The sequence below is a fragment of the Methylibium sp. genome (assembly GCF_013817365.1).
GTDB lineage: Bacteria > Pseudomonadota > Gammaproteobacteria > Burkholderiales > Burkholderiaceae_C > Methylibium.
This window is the reverse complement of the sequence record NZ_JACDCU010000168.1, coordinates 1-7726: the sequence shown is the minus strand read 5'-3', so window position 1 is coordinate 7726 and position 7726 is coordinate 1. Positions and strand designations below refer to the sequence as shown.

At 64.3% G+C, this 7726-nt stretch carries 4 protein-coding genes; 1 reads left to right on the top strand and 3 read right to left on the bottom strand.

The features are described from left to right. Positions 1–323, bottom strand: a 323-nt coding sequence (gene rpsL, locus H0W38_RS11495) for a 30S ribosomal protein S12 (protein WP_292454041.1), incomplete at its 3' end; no start/stop codon positions are given. 210 nt (positions 324–533) lie between these two features. Here rpsL and H0W38_RS22090 point away from each other — a divergent pair. Beyond that, complete coding sequence (locus H0W38_RS22090; RefSeq protein WP_367161952.1) at positions 534–992, top strand: putative toxin-antitoxin system toxin component, PIN family; 459 nt, start codon at positions 534–536, stop codon at positions 990–992. Between the two features lie 44 nt (positions 993–1036). Here H0W38_RS22090 and rpoC read toward each other — a convergent pair whose 3' ends face one another. Continuing rightward, complete coding sequence (rpoC, locus tag H0W38_RS11490) at positions 1037–5257, bottom strand: DNA-directed RNA polymerase subunit beta' (protein WP_292454038.1); 4221 nt, start codon at positions 5255–5257, stop codon at positions 1037–1039. A 12-nt stretch (positions 5258–5269) separates the two neighbouring features. Next, positions 5270–7726, bottom strand: a 2457-nt coding sequence (gene rpoB / locus H0W38_RS11485; protein ID WP_292454035.1) for a DNA-directed RNA polymerase subunit beta, incomplete at its 5' end; no start/stop codon positions are given.

Here is a 7726-nt window from a genome sequence, read left to right as displayed (position 1 = left end):
TTCACGCCCTGCAGGTCGAGCGAGCCACGAACGATGTGGTAGCGCACGCCCGGGAGGTCCTTCACGCGGCCGCCGCGAACGAGCACCACGCTGTGCTCCTGCAGGTTATGGCCTTCGCCGCCGATGTACGAGATGACCTCGAAACCGTTGGTCAGTCGCACCTTGGCGACCTTGCGAAGCGCCGAGTTCGGCTTCTTCGGAGTGGTCGTGTAAACGCGGGTGCACACGCCCCGACGCTGCGGACCGCCCTGCATGGCCGGCGACTTGGACTTCGTGACTTCGGTCTTGCGACCCTTGGTCACGAGCTGATTGATGGTTGGCATGGGTAACTTGTTCCCGTTTGAAGCTACTGTGACTCGGTCTTCCGGGCACCGTGCTGGGTGGCTCGATCGAGTTGAACTCGAACCGAAAATCCCCAGGCGGCTTCGCCCGGATATCTTCAGCTGGTCGCCCAGCAAGAAGCGCAGCAGAGTCTGCCGAAAAGCCGGTGAGTATATTCGGGCTGACCCTCAGCTGCAAGGTGACCGACCAGCATGCCCTTACCAACAGCCGTGCTCGACACCAACACTGTGCTCGATTGGCTGGTTTTTCGTGATCCCGCGACGTCCCTGTTGGCCGAGCAAATCGAATCGGGCGCGCTGCTGTGGCGCACCACCTCGGCGATGCGCCGGGAATTCGAGCTCGTGCTGCCGCGGACGTGCTTCGCTCCGTGGCAGCCCGATGCCGCAGCCGCAGCTGCCACCTGGGACCGATTCGCATGCACCGACTCCGAAGAGCCGCCAAGAAGCCGGCTCCTTTGTGCCGACCCAGATGACCAGGTCTTCATCGATCTGGCAATACACCGCGGCTGCGCCTGGTTGATCAGCCGCGACAGGGCGCTGCTTCGGCTAGCCCGTCGCGCGGCTGCCTGGCGCGTCAGCGTGCTCACGCCGCGGTCGTGGCACACGCTGAACGCCGGGCCGCCTGATTGCGAAGCATCCACTCAGGCTTGAAAAAGGGCGGCCGAAGCCGCCCTTGGACCGAGGCATTCCCGGCCTCAGGCCAGCGGATCCTCGCCGTTGCCGTCGGCCACCACCGGCTGCAGCGAGGCCAATTCCTCGGCCTCCTGCATCGCGATCGAGCGGCGCTCGGCATCGTCCATCTCTTCCTTGACCTTGCGGGCCTGGTGGAAGGCCAGGCCGGTGCCGGCCGGGATCAGGCGGCCGACGATGACGTTCTCCTTGAGACCGCGGAGTTCGTCGCGCTTGCCCATGATCGCGGCCTCGGTCAGTACCCGGGTCGTTTCCTGGAAGGAAGCAGCCGAGATGAACGAGTCGGTCGAGAGCGACGCCTTGGTGATGCCCAGCAGCACGTCCGCATGCGTGGCCGTCATCTTGCCTGCACTGCGCAACTTGTCGTTCGCATCCAGCAGCGACGCCCGCTCCACCTGTTCGCCGGTGATGTAGTGGCTGTCGCCCGAGTTGGTGATCTGGACGCGGCGCAGCATCTGGCGAACGATCACCTCGATGTGCTTGTCGTTGATCTTCACGCCCTGCAAACGGTAGACGTCCTGCACTTCATCGACGATGTAGCGCGCCAACTCCTCGATGCCCAGCAGACGCAGGATGTCCTGCGGATCGGCCGGACCGTCCACGATGGACTCGCCCTTGTTGACCACCTGGCCCTCATGCACGAGGATGTTCTTCTCCTTTGGCACCAGTTCTTCGTAGACCGTGCCTTCCGGGTCGGTGATCTGCAGGCGCACCTTGCCCTTGGTTTCCTTGCCGAAGGACACCGTGCCCGTCATCTCGGCCAGAGCGCCCTTGTCCTTGGGCGTACGGGCCTCGAACAGCTCGGCCACCCGCGGCAGGCCGCCGGTGATGTCACGCGTCTTCTGGCCTTCGACCGGGATGCGCGCCAGCACTTCGCCAGGGGCGAGGTCCTGGCCGTCGCGGATTTGCACCAGCGAGCCGATCGGAAAACCGATCGTCACCGAGTGGTCTGTGCCGGGGATCTTGACCTCGTTGCCGGCCGCGTCGAGCAGCTTGACCTGAGGACGAATCACCTTGGCGGCACCGCGGCGCTTCGGGTCGATGACCACCAGCGTCGACAGGCCCGTGACCTCGTCGACCTGCTTGGCGACCGTCACGCCTTCCTCGACGTTCTCGAACTTCGCCTTGCCGGCGAACTCGGTAATGATCGGACGCGTCAGCGGATCCCAATTGGCCAGCGCCGTACCGGCCTTGAGCTGCTGATCGGCCTTGACCTTGAGGATGGCCCCATAGGGCACCTTGTGGCGCTCGCGCTCGCGGCCGTGCTGGTCGGAGATGGTGATTTCGCCGGAACGCGAGATCACCACCAAGTCGCCCTTGCCGTTGGTCACGTAGCGCATCGTCGCGTTGAAGCCGATGTGGCCGTCGCTCTTGGCCTCGACGCTCGAGGCCACCGCTGCCCGCGACGCCGCACCACCGATGTGGAAGGTGCGCATCGTAAGCTGCGTGCCCGGCTCGCCGATCGACTGCGCGGCGATCACGCCCACGGCCTCACCGGTGTTGACCAAGCCGCCGCGCCCGAGGTCGCGGCCATAGCACTTGGCGCACAGCCCGAAGCGGGTCAGGCAGGTGAGCGGCGTGCGGACCTTGACCTCGTCCACGTTGGCCGCCTCGACGATGTCGAGCGTGTCTTCGTCGAGCATCTGCCCGGCCGGCACGACCACTTCCTGCGTTTCCGGGTGCGGCACGTCGATGGCCGTCACGCGGCCGAGGATGCGGTCGCGCAGCGATTCGATCACCTCGCCGCCCTCGACCAGGGCGCGCATCGCCATGCCGTTGTCGGTGCCGCAATCTTCGGTGATCACCACCAGATCCTGCGTCACGTCGACCAGCCGGCGGGTCAGGTAGCCCGAGTTCGCGGTCTTCAGCGCCGTGTCCGCGAGGCCCTTGCGAGCGCCGTGGGTGGAGATGAAGTACTGCAGCACGTTCAGGCCTTCACGGAAGTTGGCCGTGATGGGCGTTTCGATGATCGAGCCGTCCGGCTTGGCCATCAGGCCGCGCATGCCGGCAAGCTGGCGGATCTGCGCGGCCGAACCGCGTGCACCAGAGTCGGCCATCATGTAGATGGAGTTGAACGACTCCTGATCCACCTGGTTGCCGTGGCGGTCGGTGACCTTCTGCTTGGCCAGCTGGCTCATCATGACCTTGCCGACTTCGTCGCCGGTCTTGCCCCAGATGTCGACCACCTTGTTGTAGCGCTCGCCGGCGGTCACGAGACCCGAGATGTACTGCTGCTCGATCTCCTTGACTTCCTTTTCGGCGCGCAGGATCAGGCCGGGCTTTTCCTTCGGCACCAGCATGTCGTCGATCGAGATCGAGATGCCGGCGCGCGTGGCCAGGCGGAAGCCGGCCTGCAACAGCTTGTCGGCCAGGACCACGGTCTCCTTCAAGCCGCACTTGCGGAAGGAAGTGTTGATGAGCCGCGAGATCTCTTTCTTCTTCAACGCCTTGTTGATGTGCGCGAACGGCAGGCCCTTGGGCAGGATCTCCGACAGCAGCGCCCGGCCGACGGTCGTGTCGACCAGTTTGGTTTCGACCGTGAACTCGCCGGTCTCCTTGTCCAGGATGTGCTCGGTCAGCCGCACCGCCACCTTGGTGGTGATTTCCACCATGTCGTTGTCGAGTGCGCGCTGCACCTCGACCACGTCGGAGAAGATGAGGCCTTCGCCCTTGGCGTTGATGCGTTCGCGGGTCGCGTAATACAGGCCCAGCACCACGTCTTGGCTCGGCACGATCGACGGCTCGCCGTTGGCTGGGAACAGAATGTTGTTGGAGGCCAGCATCAGCGTGCGGGCTTCCATCTGCGCCTCGATCGACAGCGGCACGTGCACGGCCATCTGGTCGCCGTCGAAGTCGGCGTTGAAGGCCGCGCAGACCAGCGGATGAAGCTGGATCGCCTTGCCCTCGATCAGCACCGGCTCGAAGGCCTGGATGCCCAGGCGGTGCAAGGTCGGTGCGCGGTTGAGCATCACCGGGTGTTCCTTGATCACCTCCTCGAGGATGTCCCAGACCACCGGCGTGCCCGATTCCACTTCCTTCTTCGCCGCCTTGATCGTCGTCGCGATGCCCATGGCTTCGAGGCGCGAGAAGATGAAAGGCTTGAAGAGTTCCAACGCCATCAGTTTGGGCAGGCCGCACTGGTGCAGCTTGAGCGTCGGGCCGACCACGATGACCGAACGGCCCGAGTAGTCGACGCGCTTGCCCAACAGGTTCTGGCGGAAACGACCGCTCTTGCCCTTGATCATGTCGGCCAGCGACTTGAGCGCGCGCTTGTTCGCACCGGTCATCGCCTTGCCGCGACGGCCATTGTCGAGGAGCGAATCCACCGCCTCCTGCAGCATGCGCTTCTCGTTGCGCACGATGATCTCGGGCGCCTTGAGTTCGAGCAGGCGTGCCAGGCGGTTGTTGCGGTTGATGACGCGGCGGTACAGGTCGTTGAGGTCGGACGTTGCGAAACGGCCGCCGTCCAGCGGGACGAGCGGGCGCAAATCCGGCGGCAGCACTGGCAGCACGTTCATCACCATCCACTGCGGCTTGATGCCCGACTTCTTGAAGGCCTCCATGACCTTCAGGCGCTTGGAGTTCTTCTTGACCTTGAGCTCGGAGCCGGTCATGTCGCCGCGCAGGCGCTCGGCTTCCACGTCGAGGTCGATTTCCGACAGCAGCTTCTGGATACCTTCGGCGCCCATCAGCGCCACGAATTCGTCACCGTGCTCGCGCTTCTTGGTGTCGTAGTCGTCCTCGGTCATGATCGAGAACTTCTTCAGGTCCGTCATGCCCGGATCGACGACCACATAGGCCTCGAAGTACAGCACGCGCTCGATGTCGCGCAGGGTCATGTCGAGCACCAAGCCCAGGCGGCTCGGCAGGCTCTTCAGGAACCAGATATGCGCGCAGGGCGCGGCCAGGTCGATGTGGCCCATGCGGTCGCGCCGCACCTTGGTCTGCGTGACCTCGACGCCGCACTTCTCGCAGATCACACCGCGGTGCTTGAGGCGCTTGTATTTGCCGCACAGGCACTCGTAGTCCTTGATCGGGCCGAAAATCTTGGCGCAGAACAGGCCGTCGCGTTCCGGCTTGAAAGTCCGGTAGTTGATGGTCTCGGGCTTCTTCACTTCCCCAAACGACCACGAACGGATCTTCTCGGGCGAGGCGAGCCCGATCTTGATCGCGTCGAAGTGTTCGTCCGGCGTGAACTGCTTGAAAAGGTCGAGTAGTCCCTTCATGCATCTTCTCCTTTAGTTGCGCTCGAGCTCGATGTCGATGCCGAGCGAACGGATTTCCTTCACCAGCACGTTGAACGATTCCGGCATGCCGGCCTCGATGGCGTGCTCGCCCTTGACGATGTTTTCGTAGACCTTGGTGCGCCCGTTCACGTCGTCGGACTTCACGGTGAGCATTTCCTGCAGCACGTAGCTCGCGCCGTAGGCTTCCAGAGCCCAGACCTCCATTTCGCCGAAGCGCTGGCCACCGAACTGCGCCTTGCCCCCCAACGGCTGCTGGGTCACCAGGCTGTACGGGCCGGTCGAGCGGGCATGCATCTTGTCGTCCACCAGGTGGTGCAGCTTCAGGACATGCATGTAGCCCACCGTCACTGGGCGCTCGAAGGCGTCTCCGGTGCGGCCGTCGTGCAAGGTGGCCTGCGTGCGGGTGGCGTTCAGGCCCTTGACCGCCGCGATGTCGTCGGGATAAGCCAAGTGCATCATCGCGCGGATCTCGCTCTCGGCCGCACCGTCGAAGACCGGTGTGGCGAAGGGCACGCCCTGCGCGAGGTTGCCGGCCATCTCGGTCACCTCTTCGTCGCTGAGCGCAGCGAGGTTTTCCGTCTTACCGCCCGACTTGTTATAGAGATCGTCGAGGAACTTGCGCACTTCGGCGATCTTCGCTTCGCGCTGCAGCATGTCGCCGATGCGCTGGCCAATGCCCTTGGACGCCCAGCCCAGGTGCACTTCCAGCACCTGGCCCACGTTCATCCGTGAGGGCACGCCCAGCGGATTGAGCACGATGTCGCAGGGCGTGCCGTCGGCCATGTAGGGCATGTCCTCGACCGGAACGATCTTCGAGACGACGCCCTTGTTGCCGTGGCGGCCGGCCATCTTGTCGCCCGGCTGAAGGCGCCGCTTGACGGCAAGGTAGACCTTCACCATCTTGAGAACGCCCGCCGGCAGTTCGTCGCCCTGCGTGAGCTTCTTGCGTTTCTCCTCGAAGCGCAGGTCGAAGCTGTGGCGCGTCTGCTCGAGCGAGTTCTTGATGCTCTCGAGCTGATTGGCGATGTCGTCGTCGGCCGGGCGGATGTCGAACCAGTGGTACTTCTCGACGCTCGCGAGGTAGTCCTTGTCGATCGCCTGACCCTTGGCGAGCTTGTTCGGCCCGCCGTTGGCCGGCTTGCCGGTGAGGAGCTTCTCGATGCGGTCGAAAGCGTCGGCCTCGACGATGCGCAACTGGTCGTTGAGGTCCAGGCGGAAGCGCTTGAGTTCGTCGTCGATGATCTGCTGCGCCCGCTTGTCGCGCACGATGCCTTCACGGGTGAAGACCTGAACGTCGATCACGGTGCCGTTGGTGCCTTGATCGACACGCAGCGACGTGTCCTTCACGTCGGAGGCCTTCTCGCCGAAGATCGCGCGCAGCAGCTTTTCTTCCGGCGTCAACGTGGTCTCGCCCTTGGGCGTGACCTTGCCGACCAGCACGTCGCCCGGGTTCACCTCGGCGCCGATGTAGACGATGCCCGATTCGTCCAGCCGCGAGAGCTGCTGTTCGCTGAGGTTCGGGATGTCGCGGGTAATTTCTTCCGAGCCCAGCTTGGTGTCGCGCGCCATCACCACCAGCTCCTCGATGTGGATCGAGGTGTAGCGGTCTTCGGCAACGACCCGCTCGCTGATGAGGATCGAGTCCTCGAAGTTGTATCCGTTCCACGGCATGAACGCCACCAGCATGTTCTGCCCGAGGGCCAGTTCGCCGATGTCGGTCGAGGCGCCGTCGGCGATGACGTCGCCGTTGCCCACCTTGTCGCCGCGCTTGACGATCGGGCGCTGGTGGATGTTGGTGTTCTGGTTGCTGCGCTGGTACTTGATGAGGTTGTAGATGTCGACGCCGACCTCGCCCGCCACGGTCTCCGCGTCGTTGACGCGGATCACGATGCGGTTGGTGTCGATGTAGTCCACCACGCCGCCGCGCTTGGCGGTGACCACCGTGCCCGAGTCCACCGCCGAAACGCGCTCGACGCCCGTACCGACAAAGGCCTTCTCGGGACGCAGCACTGGCACCGCCTGGCGTTGCATGTTCGCGCCCATCAGCGCGCGGTTGGCGTCGTCGTGCTCCAGGAAGGGCACGAGCGAAGCCGCCACCGAAACGATCTGCGTGGGAGCCACGTCCATGTACTGGATGCGCTCCGGCGTGGTCAGCACCGACTCGCCCATCTCGCGGGCCGAAACAAGCTCGTCGATGAGCTTGCCCTGGCCGTCGAGACCGGCGTTCGCCTGCGCGATCACGTACTTGCCTTCTTCGATGGCCGACAGGTAATCGATCTGATCGGTCACCGTGCCGTCGGCCACGCGGCGATAGGGCGTCTCGAGGAAGCCGTACTCGTTGAGCTGCGCATACAGCGCCAGCGAGTTGATCAGGCCGATGTTCGGGCCTTCCGGCGTTTCGATCGGACACACGCGGCCGTAGTGCGTCGGGTGCACGTCGCGCACCTC